Consider the following 15,659-nt stretch of genomic DNA (forward strand, 5'->3'; position numbering starts at 1 on the left):
GAGCGCGGTTAGTCGGTGGGGTCTGGTTGGGGGGTTTTGTTGCCGCCGCGCCCCACCCCCCCCCCCCCCCCCCCCCCCCCCCCCCACGACCGGGCGGTCACTGGCAGGCTTCGCAGTCGGGGTCGTCGATCCGGCAGGCCGCGCCTTCGGTGGCGACGAAGTCGACGTCCGAGACCTTCGGCATCTCCTTCGGCTCCGGCTTGGCGGCCGGTGCCGGAGTGGTCACCGGGACGGCCGGGACCGCGGCGGCGGGCGACGGCGAGACCGCGGCGGCGGCCGACGGGGCAGGCGAAGCGGCGGGAGCCGGGGCAGCGACGGCGGGCTTGGGTGCCGAAGGTGTGGCCGGGGCCGGGGTGGCCGAGACCGCGTTCAGCTTGCCGTCGGTGCCGCGCAGGGTGCTCTTCTCCACGTGCGTCGCGGACCGCGCCCGCAGGTAGTACGTGGTCTTGAGGCCCTTGTGCCAGGCGTAGCGGTACAGCTCGTCGAGCTTGCGGCCACTGGGCGCCGCGATGTACAGGTTCAGCGACTGCGCCTGGTCGATCCACTTCTGGCGCCGCGAGCCGGCGTCCACCAGCCACTTCGACTCGATCTCGAACGCGGTGGCGTACAGCGCCTTGAGGTCGTCCGGAACGCGGTCGATCTGGCCGAGGCTGCCGTCGAAGTACTTCAGGTCCGAGACCATGACCTCGTCCCACAGTCCGCGCTCCTTGAGCGAGCGGACCAGGTGCGGGTTCACCACGGTGAAGTCGCCGGACATGTTCGACTTGACGAACAGGTTCTGGAACAGCGGCTCGATCGACTGCCCGACACCGCAGATGTTGGAGATCGTCGCGGTCGGCGCGATCGCCATCACGTTGGAGTTGCGCATCCCCACCGTTTTCACCCGATCCCGCAGCGGCGCCCAGTCCAAAGTGGACGAGGTGTCGACGTCGAGCGCGTCGCCCTGTCGTGCGTCGATCAGCAGCTGCATCGAGTCGATCGGCAGGATTCCCTTGCTCCACAAGGAACCCTCGAACGTCTGGTACTGGCCGCGCTCCTCCGCGAGGTCGGTCGATGCCGAGATCGCGTAGTAGCTGATGTGCTCCATGCTGGTGTCCGCGAACTGGACGGCCTCGTCCGAGGACAGCGGCACGCCGATCTCGAACAGCGCGTCCTGGAACCCCATCAGGCCCAGCCCGATCGGGCGGTGGCGCAGGTTGGAGCGGCGCGCCTCCGGAATCGTGTAGAAGTTGATGTCGATCACATTGTCGAGCATGCGGACCGCGGTGCGCACGGTCTTCTCGAGCCGCTCGGTGTCCAAGCCCTCGGGGGTGACGTGCTTGAGCAGGTTCACCGAACCGAGGTTGCAGACCGCGACCTCGTCGGTGGTGGTGTTCAGGGTGATCTCGGTGCACAGGTTGGACGAGTGCACGACACCCACGTGCTGCTGCGGCGAGCGCAGGTTGCACGGGTCCTTGAAGGTGATCCACGGGTGGCCGGTCTCGAACAGCATGGTCAGCATGCGGCGCCACAGGTCGACCGCGCGGATCTTGCGGAACACCTTCAGCTCACCGCGTTCGGCGGCGGCCTCGTACTCGCGGTAGCGCTCGGCGAACGCGGTGCCGTAGAGGTCGTGCAGGTCCGGGGTCTCGTTCGGCGAGAACAGCGTCCACTGCGCGTCGGCCTCGACGCGGCGGAGGAACTCGTCCGGCACCCAGTTCGCGGTGTTCATGTCGTGCGTACGACGACGGTCGTCGCCGGTGTTCTTGCGCAGGTCGAGGAATTCCTCGATGTCCACGTGCCAGGTCTCGAGGTACGCGCAGGCCGCGCCCTTGCGCTTGCCACCCTGGTTCACCGCGACCGCGGTGTCGTTGGCGATCTTGAGGAACGGCACGACACCCTGCGACTGGCCGTTGGTGCCCTTGATGTGCGCGCCGAGGCCGCGGACCGGGGTCCAGTCGTTGCCGAGGCCGCCCGAGTACTTCGCCAGCAGCGCGTTGTTCTTGTACGCCTGGAAGATCGAGTCCAGGTCGTCGTCCACCGTGGTCAGGAAGCAGGACGACAGCTGCGGACGTGTGGTGCCCGAGTTGAACAGCGTCGGGGTGGATGCCATGAAGTGGAACGACGAGAGCAGCTCATAGAATTCAATGGCACGAGATTCCCTGTCATCCTCGCGGATCGCCAGACCCATCGCGACGCGCATGAAGAAAGCCTGCGGCAGCTCGAAACGGACACCGTCGTGGTGCTGGAAGTACCGGTCGTACAGGGTCTGCAGGCCGAGGAAGCCGAAGTCGAGGTCACGCTCGGCGCGGATGGCCGAGGTGATCTTGTCCAGGTCGAAGGTCTGGAGTTCGGGGTTGACCAGCTCCAGCTCGATGGCGCGCTTGAGGTAGTCCCGGAAGTACTGCGGGTACCGCGCGGTCATCTCGTTCTGGCTGGCCTGCTGCGGCGCGCCCGCGAGGTAGCTGAGCGCTTCACCGCGGAGCTTGTCCGCCAGCAGCCGGGCGCTGACGTAGGAGTAGTTCGGCTCCTGCTCGACGAGCACGCGCGCGGCCATGATCTGGGCGAGGGCGAGTTCGTCGGCGCTGATGCCGTCGTAGAGGTTGCGCTTGGCTTCGGCCAGCACCGGCTCGGCCGAGACGTCTTCGAGTCCGGCGACGGCCTCGCCGACCACGTGTGAGACGCGAGCCCAGTCGAGCGGGCGGAGCGAACCGTCGGCTGCCTTGACGCTGATGGCGACGTCGGACGACGCGGGCTTCTCGGCCTCACGCGCCTTCGCGCGCTCATCGCGATACAGGACGTACGCGCGGGCGACCTTGTGATGCTCGCCGCGCATCAGCGCCAGTTCGACGATGTCCTGGATCTGCTCGATGTGCAGTGCGGTCTCGGGACCGGCGTGGCGGAGCAGGGTGGCTTCGATCTGTTCGGTCAGTTCGTTGACCAGGTGGTGGATCCGCGACGAGGCGGCCGCGTCACCGCCCTCGACGGCGAGGAAGGCCTTGGTCACGGCGACCGAGATCTTGTTCGCGTCGAAGGGGGACACGCTGCCGTCCCGCCGGATGACTCGCACGGTCGCGGGCGTCGTGTCCGAAGACGAGGGCGGCCGCTGACCGGTATCGACTGACATGCGTCACTCCACTGTATCTCTTGAAAAAGGCGCGTTGAAGCACCACAAGGCCTCACAAGGCCGTGCGCTGCGGGTTCACCAAGCTGTCCGACAACCGCTCCCGAGCGGTCTCCCCGTCGCTGGGCGATGTCGGTTCCCAGAGACTACATGTAGGGGTCGGAGCCTGCACGTGCCCCAATGGGTGGCGTGTCGTGGTCTCACCCTGCCGGGTTAGACGATCACGCTGAGCGGCTGGTCAGCCCCCGAAAACGAGCTTGAAATCGCGCAGACAGGCGCTCGCGACGGGCCGCTGACCGGCGAGGAAGCCGAACGGGCCGGACTCGTTGATCCGCCAATCCGCAGCCGCGGGAAACGGTTTCGCCGTCGCTCGGACGGGGCTTCGTTTGAGACGGCCGTCCAGCATTTGGACAACGTCGAAGGCGGCGGGCATCCGCACCGGGAGACTCGGGCGGGCGGTGAAGGCGGCCGTCGCGATCCAATCCTCGTGGGTGGCCGCCGAGGCGGTGAAGGTCCGCCCGGGGGCGAAGTCGAGCGCGGCGAGGTCCTTGGGAATGCCCCACAACGCGCGTCCGCCGGCGAGGGAGACCTCGCTGTCGACCCAGATGTCGGTGATGGAGCTGGAGAGACGCTCGCCGCGGACCGCGACGGTCGCCAGCAGCTCGTGGTACTGAAGCTGTCCGGGCTCCTGGTAGTCGATCCAGGCGGTGAACACCTGCGCGCGGCCGCCCAGTACGACCGGTTCGGCGCCGTCGGGCAGTGCGGGCAGTTCGCTCACCGGGACACGCCAGACCGACAGGTACGCCTGACCCGCCAGGTTCCAGGGTTCCGGGGGATAGGCGGTCACGCGTTCCGCCACGGCAGGTAGTCGGGCTGGTCGGTGTCGACGCGCATGGGGAACTCCGGTGGTCGTTTCTGCAGGAAGGACAGGACGCCTTCGACGGCGTCCGGGCTGGAGCCCAGGCCGCCGATCAGCCGGGAATCCAGTTCGTGCACGGGGAAGGGCGATTCCGCGCTGGCCATCCGGTACAACAGCTGCCGGGTCACCGCGACCGAAACGGGTGAGGTGGTCTTGGTGATCTCGAGGGCCAGCTCGCGTGCCTTGCCGAGCACTTCTTCGGGCTCGTGAACACTGTGGACCAGCCCGGCGGTTTTCGCTTCTTCGGCGCCGAACACGCGGCCGCTGATCATCCAGTCGAGTGCCGTGCCCATCCCGACGAGCCGCGGGAGGAACCACGCGGACGCGCCTTCGGGGTAGATCCCCCGGCGTACGAACACGAAGCCGAACCGGGAGTCCGTGGACGCCAGGCGGTAGTCGCACGACAGCGTGATCGTGACGCCGCCGCCGACGGCAGCGCCGCGCAGGGCCGCGATCACCGGCTTGTTCATCGTGAAGATCCGCTTCGAGCAGCGTCCCGCCGGCTCCTGCCAGGCCGCGTCCGGACCGGTCTCCGGGTCGAAGTCGAAGCCACCCTGGGTGAGGTCGGCGCCCACCGAGAAGTCCTTGCCGTTGCCGGTCAGGATCACCACCCGGACGTCTTCGTCGCGGTCGGCCCGGTCCATCGCGTCACCGAGTTCGTCGGCCATGCGGATGGTGTAGCCGTTGCGGGCCTCGGGCCGGTTGAGCGTGACCGTCGCGATGCGGTCGGCGACCTCGTAGGTGACTTCGGCGTACGCGCTCATGACGTGAAAGTAAAGCTATGTTGACAAGGTGTCAATAAGGCTCATTCGACGTCGTCCAAATGGTCCGCGTAGTACTCGACCGCTCGCCGGTACCGCTGCACGCCGTCGTCCGCGCTCGTCGCCGCGAGCACCTTAAGCAGCGTTCCCGCCGCTTCGCGCGCCTCGCCGAGGTTGTAGAGCGCCATCGCGAGGAAGGTCCTCAGTGCCGCGTCGTCCGGGAACTCGTCGAGGCCTCGGCGCAAGGTCTTGAGCGACTCGTCATACCGGCCCAGGGCGCGATAGGTGCTGCCGAGTCCGACGAACACGCCATGCCTGTCCTGAGTGGACAGACCTTCGCCCGCGAGCGCCTGCTCGTAGAACGGGGCCGCCGCCGCCTCCAGCCCGGCCGAATCATGTGCCCACGCGGTTTGGTAGGCGATCACGGCGTCCCGCGGGTTTCGTCCGGCCAGCTCGATCAAGCGCAGGCGGGCTTCGTCGGTGCCCTGCTCGCGCAGCCGGACCGCTTCCTGTGTCTCGTTCACGCGGCGGCTCCGTCGAAGGGCGGATAGCTCTCGCCGCCGACACGCTCCGCCACGACGATGTACTCGGCCAGCGCGTCCCGTGAACGCGCCAGCTTGGCCATCTGCTCGTCCAGCCGCCCGAGCCGTTCGCGCATCGCGGCCAGCAGTTCGGGGCAGCCGATCAGCTCGGGCTGCTCGCCGATCGCGCAGGGCAGCAGATACGCGATGTCCTCGGACGACAGGCCGGCGGCGAGCAGATGCCGGATCTGCTTCACCCGCAGCAAGGCCGTCTCGTCGTACTCGCGGTAGCCGTTCCTGCCGCGGCTCGCTTCCAGGAGGCCTTGAGCCTCGTAGTAGCGCAACTGATGCGTGTTGACGCCCGTCCGGTGACTCAGTTCACCGATTCTCATCGTTTCCTCACTTGACCTTCATACCGGTATCAATGTCGACGATGGTGCCATGACTGACAACGCGAACACCCCGGTATCGGTCGTCGGCCTCGGCCTGATGGGCACCGCGCTCGCCCGCGCGTTCCGGAAAGCCGGGCATCCCACGACCGTGTGGAACCGGACGGCCGCCAAAGCCGACTCCTTGGTCGCCGAAGGGGCGCGGCTCGCGCCTTCGATCGGCGAAGCGCTCGATGCGGGCGACGTGACGATCTTGTGCCTCACCGACTACTCGGCTGTGCATGACCTGCTCGACGATGCCGGTCTGGAGGGCACTACCCTGGTCAACCTGTCCTCGGGCAGTTCCGCTCAAGCGCGGGAAGCCGCCGCCTGGGCCGAAAAACGGGGCGCCCGCTACCTGGACGGCGCGATCATGGCCATCCCGTCGACGATCGGGACCGCCGAGGCGATGATCCTGCTCAGCGGGCCGCGGCCGGACTTCGACCTCCGCGCGCTCGGCACGATCAGTCATCTCGGCGAGGACCCCGGGCTGGCGTCCCTGTACGACGTCGCCGGGCTGACCATGATGTGGAGTGTCTTGAACGCGTGGCTTCAGGGCACGGCGATGCTCAAGACCGCCGGTGTCGACGCCGCGACGTACGCGCCGTTCGCCCGGCAGATCGCCGCCGGGGTGGCCGATTGGCTGCCCGGATACGCCGAACAGGTCGACAAGGATTCCTTCCCGGCCGAGGTCTCCTCCTTGGAGACCGACGCGCGGGCGATGGCGCACCTGGTCGAGGAAAGCGAAGCGCTGGGGGTGAACGCCGAACTGCCGAAGCTGTTCAAGGCGATGGCCGACCGCGCGATCGCCGCCGGGCACGGGGGAGAGCAGTACCCGGTGCTGATCCGCGAGTTCGAGCAGGCGGGGAAGTAGGCGGACGCGGCCGCGGACGGTGGTGGGCATCGGTCCGTGAAGTTCCCAGTGGCACCAGCAGTCACAACGGCGTCGCGTGAAGTCGCTTCCTGAGTACATGAAGGACCCCTTCCTTTCGCCTAGGTACAGGAAGGGGTCCTTCATGTACTTCCGCGGTTCCTCGGCACTGAGCGGGCCACGTCGAAGCAGGTGAAGGCGGCTGCGGAAGAGGGGATCCGTTCGCTGACCGGGGCCGTTCCGCCGCGCTGGACACCACCTCCGGCCGACCTCGCCCAAGAACAATCAGGCATGCTTGATTTTTTCGTCGGCGGGTGCCAGCCTGAAGACGACGCGAGGAGGCGGGCATGGCTGACCTGGGCGTGATCCTTGGGGATCTCGCGGCGGAATCGCAGGCCATCGACGACGTGGTGGCGGATCTGCCCGCGTCGGATTGGGCGAGGCGGACCCCGGCCGAAGGCTGGACGATCGCCCATCAGATCGCTCATCTGGCCTGGACGGACAAGAAGGCGCTGATCGCGACGCGCGGCTCGGAGGCCGAGTGGCAGGCCGAGATCGAAGGGCTGCTCGCGACGGGCGAGTCCTATGTCGACGACGGCGCCGCCGAGGGCGCGAAGACGCCACCCCGTGAGCTGCTGGCCGAGTGGCGCGCCGGCCGCGCGGAACTCGCCGAAGCGCTCGCCGCGGTACCCGACGGACAGAAGATCCCCTGGTACGGCCCGCCGATGAGCGCCGCGTCCATGGTGACCGCGCGGCTGATGGAGACCTGGGCACACGGCCAGGACATCTTCGACGCGCTCGGCGTCGAGCGGGAGAACACGGCCAGGATCTGGCATATCGCCCGGTTCGGGACCCGCACCCGCGACTTCGCCTACAAGCTCAATTCGCTCTCCCCGCCCACCGGGGAATTCCGCGTCGAGCTGGCCGCGCCCGACGGCACCACCTGGGCGTTCGGACCCGAGGACGCCGAACAGCGGCTCACCGGGAGCGCGGTCGACTTCTGTCTCGTCATCACTCAGCGGCGTCATCCCGCCGACACCGACCTGGTCCCCACGGGCAAGGACGTCGAGGAATGGCTCGGGATCGCGCAGGCGTTCGCCGGACCTCCCGGTGCCGGGCGGAAACCGGGGCAATTCGCATGACCCCGATCAGGATCGGCAACGCGTCCGGGTTCTACGGCGACCGGTTCTCCGCGGTCCACGAGATGCTCACCGGCGGCCCGCTCGACGTGCTGACCGGCGACTACCTGGCCGAGCTGACCATGCTCATCCTCGGCCGCGACCGGATGAAGGACCCGAATCGCGGCTACGCCAAGACCTTCCTGCGCCAGATGGAACAGAATCTCGCGCTGGCCAAGGAGAAAGGCGTCAAGATCGTGGCGAACGCCGGTGGGCTCAACCCCGCCGGTCTCGCGGACGCGCTTCGCGAACTGGCCGCGAAACTCGGCGTCGACGTCGCCATCGCACACGTCGAGGGCGACGACCTCGTCCAGCGGGCGGAAGAACTCGGCTTCGGCGAGACACTGACCGCCAACGCCTATCTCGGCGCGTGGGGGATCGCGGAATGCCTGAACGCGGGCGCCGAGATCGTGGTGACCGGACGCGTCACCGACGCGTCGGTGATCGTCGGCCCGGCCGCCGCGCACTTCGGCTGGGCGCGCGACGACTACAACGCGCTGGCGGGCGCGGTCGCGGCCGGGCACGTGATCGAATGCGGCACGCAGGCCACCGGCGGCAACTACGCCTTCTTCACCGAGCACGAGATCGGCGTCCCGGGCTTCCCGATCGCCGAGATCTCCGCGGACGGGTCCAGCGTGATCACCAAACACCCCGGTACCGGCGGCGTGGTGAACGCCGGAACCGTTACCGCGCAACTGCTCTACGAGATCACCGGCGCTCGCTACGCCGGGCCGGACGTCACGGCGCGGTTCGACACGCTGACGATCGCCGAGGACGGTCCGGACCGCGTCCGGATCAGCGGTGTCACCGGTGAGCCGCCGCCACCGACCTTGAAGGTCTGCCTGAACGGGCTCGGCGGTTTCCGCAACGAGACGACGTTCGTCCTCACCGGACTCGACATCGAGGCGAAGGCCGCGCTGGTCAAGGAACAACTCGAAGGCGCGCTCAGGGCCAGGCCGCCGGCGGACGTCCAGTGGACTCTCGCCCGCACCGACCATTCCGACGCGGAAACCGAGCAGCAGGCGAGCGCTCTGCTGCACGTCGCGGTGAAGGACGCCGATCCGGAGGTCGCCGGGCGCGCGTTCAGCGGCGCGGCGATCGAACTCGCGCTGGCGAGTTACCCCGGCTTCCATGTCACCGCGCCGCCCGCGGCCGCCTCGCCCTACGGCGTGTACCGGCCCGCGTTCGTCGACGCGCACGAGGTCCCGCACGTCGCCGTCCTGCCGGACGGAACGCGCCGCGACATCGCGCCCGCCGCCGAAACACTGCTTCTGTCCGATGTGGACGAAGACCGGCTGCCCGCGCCCTTCACCCAGGCGCGGGTCCGCCGGGCACCGCTGGGCAGGGTGATCGGTGCCCGCAGTGGTGACAAGGGCGGCAACGCGAACGTCGGTGTCTGGGCGCGCTCCGACGAGGCGTGGCGCTGGCTCGCGCACCGGCTCACCGTCACCGAGTTCAAACTGCTGCTCCCGGAGACCGCGGACCTCGAGGTCCGGCGGCATTCGCTCCCGAACCTGCGGGCGATCAACTTCGTCGTCGAAGGCATCCTCGGTGAGGGCGTCGCGTCGCAGGCGCGGTTCGACCCGCAGGCGAAGGCGCTCGGGGAATGGCTGCGCTCCCGCGAGATCGACATCCCGGAGGCTCTCCTGTGACCGACCCCTTCTCCACGCCGGAACGCGCCGAATTGCGCGAGACCGTGCGGCGGTTCGCCGAAACCGAGATCCTGCCCCACCTCGAAGGCTGGGAGCGCGAGGGCGAACTGCCCCGCGACCTGCATCGCAAGGCCGGGGAACTCGGGCTGCTCGGGGTCGGCTTCCCCGAGGAGGTCGGCGGTGGTGGCGGTGACTACCTCGACGCGGTGGTCATCGCCGAGGAACTGCACTACGCGGGTGGCTCGGGTGGCCTGTTCGCCTCGCTGTTCACCTGTGGTATCGCCGTCCCGCATATCGCGGCGGCCGGGGATCCGGTGCAGATCGAACGCTGGGTCCGGCCGACCCTGGACGGCAACAAGATCGGCTCGCTCGCGGTCACCGAACCCGACGGCGGCTCCGACGTCGCCGGAATCCGCACCACCGCGGTGCGGGAGGGCGACGAATACGTCATCAACGGGGCCAAGACCTTCATCACCTCGGGCTGCCGCGCCGACTTCGTGACCACGGTGGTCCGGACCGGTGAGGCAGGCGCCCACGGGATCTCGCTCATCGTGGTCGAACGCGGCACGCCGGGGTTCACCGTCTCCCGCAAGCTGGAGAAGATGGGCTGGCTCTGCTCGGACACCGCCGAATTGTCCTATGTGGACGTCCGCGTGCCCGCGGAGAACCTCATCGGCGCCGAGAACAGCGGGTTCGCGCAGGTCGCCACCCAGTTCGTCACCGAGCGGGTCTCGCTGGCGGTGCAGGGTTACGCGCACGCGCAGCGAGCCCTCGACCTGACACTGGACTGGTGCCGCCTGCGCGAGACCTTCGGCCGTCCGCTGATCTCCCGTCAGCTGGTGCAGCACAAGCTCACCGAGATGGCGCGCAAGATCGACGTCGCCCGGACCTACACCCGGCAGGTCGCCCAGCGGCACGTCGCCGGCGAAGAGGTCATCGCCGAAGCCTGTTTCGCGAAGAACACCGCCGTCGAGACCGCCGAATGGGTGGTCAACGAGGCCGTGCAGCTGCACGGCGGACTCGGCTACATGCGGGAGTCCGAAGTGGAGCGTCACTACCGTGACGTGCGCATCCTCGGTATCGGCGGCGGTACCAACGAGATCCTCACCGGCTTGGCCGCGAAGCGATTGGGATACACCGCATGAGCACGATCAGGGCAGGAGTGGACACGCGCAGCGAGGAGTTCGCCGCCAATCGCGAGTCCATGCTCGGCAAGCTGGCCGAGATCGACGGCGAGCACGCGAAGGCGATCGCGGGCGGCGGCGAGAAGTACGTCGCTCGCCACCGCAAACGCGGCAAGCTGCTGGCCCGCGAACGGATCGAGCTCCTCCTGGACGAGGACTCGCCGTTCCTGGAACTGTCGCCGCTGGCGGCCTGGGGTTCGGACTACCAGGTCGGTGCCAGCGTGATCACCGGGATCGGTGTCGTCGAAGGCGTCGAGTGCATGATCTCGGCGAGCGACCCGACGGTCAAAGGCGGGGCGAGCAACCCGTGGACGGCCAAGAAGAGCTACCGCGCCGCGGACATCGCCGCGCAGAACCGTCTGCCGGTGATCAACCTCGTCGAGTCCGGCGGCGCGGATCTGCCGACGCAGAAAGAGATCTTCATCCCCGGCGGCCGGATCTTCCGCGACATCACGCGTTCGTCGGCGGCGAAGGTGCCCACGATCGCCCTGGTGTTCGGAAACTCGACCGCGGGTGGCGCGTACCTGCCCGGCATGTCGGACTACGTCGTGATGGTCAAGGAACGGGCGAAGGTGTTCCTCGGCGGCCCGCCGCTGGTCAAGATGGCCACCGGTGAGGAGTCCGACGACGAATCGCTCGGCGGCGCCGAGATGCACGCCAGGACCTCCGGCCTGGCCGACTACCTCGCGGCGGACGAAGAGGACGCCATCCGGCTCGGCCGCAGTATCGTCAAACGGCTCAACTGGACCAAACAGGGCCCGACGCCGAAACCGGACTACGCCGAGCCGCTGTACTCCGCCGAAGATCTGCTCGGCATCGTGCCCACCGACCTCAAGGTGCCGTTCGATCCGCGCGAAGTGATCGCCAGGGTCGCCGACGGTTCGGACTTCGACGAGTTCAAACCCTTGTACGGCAGCAGTCTCGCCACCGGCTGGGCGAGTATCCACGGCTACCCGGTCGGCATCCTCGCCAACGCCCAGGGCGTGCTCTTCGGCGAGGAGTCGCAGAAGGCCGCGCAGTTCATCCAGCTGGCCAACCAGATCGACACGCCGCTGGTCTTCCTGCACAACACCACCGGTTACATGGTCGGCAAGGAGTACGAGCAGAGCGGCATCATCAAACACGGCGCGATGATGATCAACGCCGTGTCGAACTCGAAGGTGCCGCATCTGTCGGTGCTCATGGGTGCCTCGTACGGCGCCGGGCACTACGGCATGTGCGGCCGGGCCTACGATCCCCGGTTCCTTTTCGCCTGGCCCAGTGCGAAATCCGCGGTCATGGGGCCGCAGCAGCTGGCCGGTGTGCTGTCCATCGTGGCCCGCGCCGCCGCCGTGTCGCGAGGCCAGGACTACAACGAGGAACACGACGCTGCCATGCGCGCCATGGTGGAGGGGCAGATCGAGGCGGAGTCGATGCCGATGTTCCTCTCCGGGATGCTCTACGACGACGGGATCATCGATCCCCGCGACACCCGCACGGTGCTCGGGCTCAGCCTGTCCGTGATCCACAATGGACCAGTGAAGGGCGCCGAAGGCTTCGGCGTCTTCAGGATGTGACGGGAGGCGGAGCAGACTGATGTCGCGGCAACCAGATGTACGTCAAGGCGCGTGCTCGGCCGAGGGCCCCGCTAGCGGGGTGGCAGGTCGCTTGTCGACGAATAGTGCGGGCACTACGCGAAGTCGCGCCCTGCCGACCCGATCGCGGACGCGCGTAATCTCGCGTAAAGGACAGTGAGCGGCATGATCCGAAAACTCTTGGTCGCCAACCGCGGTGAGATCGCCCGCCGCGTATTCCGTACCTGTCGCGACACCGGGATCGGTACCGTCGCGGTGTTCTCCGACGCGGATGCCGACGCGCCCCACACCGCGGAGGCGGATATCGCCGTCCGGCTGCCGGGCAACGCGCCCTCCGACACCTACCTGCGGGCCGAGCTCCTGATCAGGGCGGCCGTCGAGACCGGCGCCGACGCGATCCACCCCGGCTACGGCTTCCTGTCCGAGAACGCCGCGTTCGCCCGCGCCGTGATCGACGCGGGGCTCACCTGGGTCGGGCCGCCGCCGGAAGCCATCGAGAGTATGGGCTCCAAGGTCGAATCCAAGCGGATGATGGCCGAAGCCGGTGTCCCGGTCCTGTCCGAATTGGACTCGGCCGTGGTCACCGAAGCGGATCTTCCCTTGCTGGTCAAGGCTTCCGCCGGAGGTGGCGGACGCGGGATGCGTGTCGTGCGTTCGCTCGGCGAACTCGCCGAGGCCGTCGAAGGCGCGAGCGCGGAAGCCGCCTCGGCGTTCGGCGACCCGACCGTGTTCTGCGAGCGGTACCTGGAGACCGGGCGTCACATCGAGGTTCAGGTGCTCGCCGACACCCACGGCATCGTGTGGGCGGTGGGGGAGCGGGAATGCTCGATCCAGCGCCGCCACCAGAAGGTCGTGGAAGAGGCGCCGTCGCCGTTCGTCGACGAAGCCATGCGGGAGGCGTTGTTCGACGCCGCGCGCAAGGCCGCGCAGGCGATCGACTACGTCGGCGCTGGGACGGTCGAGTTCCTGGCCGGACCCGACGGACGGTTTTACTTCCTGGAGATGAACACCCGCCTCCAGGTGGAGCATCCGGTCACCGAGGCCACGACCGGACTCGATCTCGTTTCACTGCAACTGCGGATCGCCGAGGGTGCGCACCTTCCGATCGAGGAGCCGGAGACGCGGGGCCACGCCATCGAGGTCCGGCTCTATGCCGAAGATCCGGCCGAGGGCTGGCAGCCGCAGAGCGGAACCTTGCATCGCTTCGAACTGCCCGCCGCGCGACGGGAGTTCGAAGTCGGTCCGGGTGTCCGGCTGGACTCCGGGTTCGTCAGCGGCCAGACCGTCGGCGTGCACTACGATCCGATGCTCGCCAAGGTCATCGCCTACGCCCCGGATCGCCGGAGCGCGGCGCGGGCGCTGGCCGGCGCCTTGGCCGGAGCGGAGATCCACGGCGTGGTGACCAACCGCGATCTGCTGGTGAACGTCCTTCGCCACGAGGCCTTCCTCGATGGTGAGACCGACACGGCGTTCTTCGACCGGCACGGACTCGAAACCTTGGCCCGTCCACTGGCCACTGTGGACACCGTACGGATTTCCGCGCTCGCCGCCGCGTTGGCGGGCGCGGCCACGAACCGCTCGCAAGCACAGGTGCAGGGGCGGCTGCCGAGCGGCTGGCGCAACGTCCACTCCCAGGGGCAGCGCAAACGTTTCCGCGCAGGCGACGACGAGATCGAGGTCGTCTACACCCTCGCCCGTGACGGCTTACGCGCAGACGGTTTCGAAGGCGTCGAACTGGTTACCGCCGAGAGCGGCGGCGTGGTCCTGGAAGTCGCCGGGGTGCGGCGGGAGTTCGCCGTCGCCCGGTACGGCGACACGGTGTACGTCGATTCGCCTGAAGGCGCCGTCGAACTGGGTGTGGTGCCGAGGTACACCGATCCCGACGCGGCACTCGCCGCCGGATCGCTGGTGGCGCCGATGCCGGGCACGGTCGTCCGGCTCGCGGTCGAAGCGGGTGACACCGTCAAGACCGGCGATCCGTTGCTGTGGCTCGAAGCGATGAAGATGGAGCACCGGATCGCGGCGCCCGCCGACGGCGTCGTGACGGAACTCCCGGTGGTGGTCGGACAACAGGTCGAAGTGGGCACGATCCTCGCGGTGGTAGGAGACAACGAATGAACGCGATGAACTTCACCGAGCCCGAGGAGCGTGTCGCGCTGCGGGCCGCGGTCGCCGAACTGGGCAAGAAGTACGGGCACGAGTACTACGCGAAACAAGCCCGCGCCGGGCTCAAGACCGATGAGCTGTGGGCCGAGGCCGGACGGCTCGGCTACCTCGGGGTGAACCTGCCCGAGGAGTACGGCGGCGGGGGAGCGGGCATCGCGGATCTCGCCGCGGTGCTCGAAGAACTCGCCGCGGCGGGCTGCCCGCTGCTGCTCATGGTCGTCTCGCCGGCGATCTGCGGCACGGTCATCTCGCGTTTCGGCACCGAGGAGCAGAAGAAGCGCTGGCTGCCCGGGATCGCCGACGGCAGTGGTCGGATGGTCTTCGCGATCACCGAACCGGACGCCGGGTCGAACTCGCACAAGATCACCACCACCGCGAAACGCGACGGTGACGGTTGGGTCCTCAGTGGACGGAAGGTCTACATCTCCGGCGTCGACGAGGCGGACGCCGTCCTGGTCGTCGGCCGCACCGAAGACGCGAAGACCGGCAAGCTCAAGCCCGCGCTGTTCACCGTCCCGACCGACGCGCCCGGCTTCGAGTACAAGCAGATCGAGATGGACATCATCTCGCCGGAGAAGCAGTTCGGCCTGTTCCTCGACGACGTTCACCTGCCGGCCGACGCACTGGTCGGCGAGGAGGACGCGGCGATCGCGCAGCTGTTCGCCGGGCTCAACCCCGAACGTGTCATGGGCGCGTCGTTCTCGCTCGGCATCGCCCGTTATGCGCTGGGCAAGGCCGTCGCCTATGCCAACGAGCGCAAGGTGTGGGGCGCGCCGATCGGCACCCACCAGGGGCTCGCGCATCCGCTGGCCGAGATCAAGATCGAACTGGAGCTGGCGAAGCTCATGACACAGAAGGCCGCGTCGCTCTACGACTCCGGCGACGACTTCGGCGCGGGCGAGTCGGCGAACATGGCGAAGTACGCCGCCGCCGAGGTCGCCATCCGCGCGGTCGACCAGGCCGTGCAGACCCACGGCGGCAACGGCCTCGCCAGCGAATACGGGCTGGGCACGCTGGTCACGGCCGTCCGGCTGGGCCGGATCGCGCCGGTGAGCCGCGAGATGGTGCTCAACTTCGTCGGCCAGCACGGTCTCGGCCTGCCCCGCTCCTACTGACTCGTGAGTGGCAGGGACGGTTCTTCTGAGAGGTAAGGCAAAGGTGGCAGTGTCCGTTCTGGGTACTCTGCGTGACTGCGCGCGGTGGGGGGGGGGGGGGGGGGGGGGGGGGGGGGGGGGGGGGGGGGGGGGGAGCCAAACGAACAAACAAAACAACAGGCCACTCCCCCCCCACCACACCCCCCAC

12 protein-coding genes are annotated in these 15,659 nt (G+C 68.4%); 7 read left to right on the forward strand and 5 right to left on the reverse strand.

The features are described from left to right. Positions 1–97 precede the first annotated feature (97 nt). The 5 genes from ACZ6DT_RS06690 to ACZ6DT_RS06710 all read right to left on the reverse strand — a co-directional run bounded on the left by ACZ6DT_RS06690 (position 98) and on the right by ACZ6DT_RS06710 (position 5,696). Positions 98–3,106: a ribonucleoside-diphosphate reductase subunit alpha gene (locus tag ACZ6DT_RS06690; protein WP_465589689.1), complete on the reverse strand. Its 3,009-nt coding sequence runs from the start codon at positions 3,104–3,106 to the stop codon at positions 98–100. Between the two features lie 235 nt (positions 3,107–3,341). Next, positions 3,342–3,950, reverse strand: coding sequence for an acetoacetate decarboxylase family protein (locus ACZ6DT_RS06695; RefSeq protein WP_465589691.1), 609 nt, complete (start codon positions 3,948–3,950; stop codon positions 3,342–3,344). Then, positions 3,947–4,786: an enoyl-CoA hydratase-related protein gene (locus ACZ6DT_RS06700; protein WP_465589703.1), complete on the reverse strand. Its 840-nt coding sequence runs from the start codon at positions 4,784–4,786 to the stop codon at positions 3,947–3,949. Before ACZ6DT_RS06700 ends, ACZ6DT_RS06695 begins: the two co-directional genes overlap by 4 nt. A 41-nt stretch (positions 4,787–4,827) precedes the next feature. Beyond that, entirely contained in the window at positions 4,828–5,307 is a 480-nt protein-coding gene (locus tag ACZ6DT_RS06705; protein WP_465589706.1) for a tetratricopeptide repeat protein, read from the reverse strand. Further along, positions 5,304–5,696, reverse strand: coding sequence for a MerR family transcriptional regulator (locus ACZ6DT_RS06710; RefSeq protein ID WP_465589709.1), 393 nt, complete (start codon positions 5,694–5,696; stop codon positions 5,304–5,306). Before ACZ6DT_RS06710 ends, ACZ6DT_RS06705 begins: the two co-directional genes overlap by 4 nt. Positions 5,697–5,745: 49 nt before the next feature. Between ACZ6DT_RS06710 and ACZ6DT_RS06715 the strand changes: the two genes are divergently transcribed. The 7 genes from ACZ6DT_RS06715 (at position 5,746) to ACZ6DT_RS06745 (ending at position 15,472) form a co-directional block, all read left to right on the forward strand. Next, positions 5,746–6,606, forward strand: a complete 861-nt coding sequence (locus tag ACZ6DT_RS06715; RefSeq protein ID WP_465589712.1) for an NAD(P)-dependent oxidoreductase — start codon at positions 5,746–5,748, stop codon at positions 6,604–6,606. A 344-nt stretch (positions 6,607–6,950) separates the two neighbouring features. Next, positions 6,951–7,745, forward strand: coding sequence for a TIGR03084 family metal-binding protein (locus tag ACZ6DT_RS06720; protein ID WP_465589715.1), 795 nt, complete (start codon positions 6,951–6,953; stop codon positions 7,743–7,745). After that, complete coding sequence (locus ACZ6DT_RS06725) at positions 7,742–9,433, forward strand: acyclic terpene utilization AtuA family protein (protein ID WP_465589718.1); 1,692 nt, start codon at positions 7,742–7,744, stop codon at positions 9,431–9,433. Before ACZ6DT_RS06720 ends, ACZ6DT_RS06725 begins: the two co-directional genes overlap by 4 nt. Further along, positions 9,430–10,578: an acyl-CoA dehydrogenase family protein gene (locus ACZ6DT_RS06730; protein WP_465589721.1), complete on the forward strand. Its 1,149-nt coding sequence runs from the start codon at positions 9,430–9,432 to the stop codon at positions 10,576–10,578. The genes ACZ6DT_RS06725 and ACZ6DT_RS06730 overlap by 4 nt, the downstream gene beginning before the upstream one ends. Continuing rightward, entirely contained in the window at positions 10,575–12,173 is a 1,599-nt protein-coding gene (locus ACZ6DT_RS06735) for an acyl-CoA carboxylase subunit beta (protein WP_465589724.1), read from the forward strand. Before ACZ6DT_RS06730 ends, ACZ6DT_RS06735 begins: the two co-directional genes overlap by 4 nt. A 183-nt stretch (positions 12,174–12,356) precedes the next feature. After that, positions 12,357–14,309, forward strand: coding sequence for an acetyl/propionyl/methylcrotonyl-CoA carboxylase subunit alpha (locus tag ACZ6DT_RS06740; protein WP_465589727.1), 1,953 nt, complete (start codon positions 12,357–12,359; stop codon positions 14,307–14,309). Beyond that, a complete protein-coding gene (locus ACZ6DT_RS06745; RefSeq protein WP_465589730.1) occupies positions 14,306–15,472 on the forward strand; it encodes an acyl-CoA dehydrogenase family protein in 1,167 nt (388 codons plus the stop codon). Before ACZ6DT_RS06740 ends, ACZ6DT_RS06745 begins: the two co-directional genes overlap by 4 nt. Positions 15,473–15,659: the final 187 nt, after the last annotated feature.

Source organism: Amycolatopsis sp. NPDC041971 (assembly GCF_055588925.1).